The sequence below is a fragment of the Marinomonas sp. ATLA20 genome, assembly GCF_057180105.1.
The window spans coordinates 1-440 of sequence record NZ_JBXUKU010000044.1; the positions used below are offsets into that span (position 1 = coordinate 1).

Consider the following 440-nt stretch of genomic DNA (forward strand, 5'->3'; position numbering starts at 1 on the left):
AGCCTATCCAATTTTAAAAGGATATTCAACTAAGGACGCTTGCATCGGCATGTTAAAATAATGATAGACGACGTGATACGTTGAGATAGGAGGCTATTTATGAAATTCACAGAATCAGAAAAATTACATCAAGAGGCGCTGGAGCATATTGTTGGAGGTGTCAACAGCCCCTCTCGTTCATATAAGGCAGTAGGCGGCGGTTCACCAGTGGCTATGGAAAAAGGAGAAGGCGCTTATTTTTGGGATGTTGACGGAAATCGCTATATCGATTACTTAGCAGCATACGGTCCAATTATTACAGGACATGCCCACCCTCATATTACCAAAGCGATTACAAAAGCGGCTGAAACAGGTGTCCTTTATGGAACACCAACGAAGCATGAAGTCACTTTTGCTAAAATGCTGAAAGAAGCCATGCCTGCTTTGGACAAAGTTCGCTT

1 protein-coding gene is annotated in these 440 nt (G+C 42.7%); it reads left to right on the forward strand.

Annotated elements, in window-relative coordinates; genetic code table 11:
- Positions 1-99: 99 nt before the first annotated feature.
- Positions 100-440, forward strand: a 341-nt coding sequence (locus AC2A4J_RS20365; RefSeq protein WP_484177299.1) for an aminotransferase class III-fold pyridoxal phosphate-dependent enzyme, incomplete at its 3' end; no start/stop codon positions are given.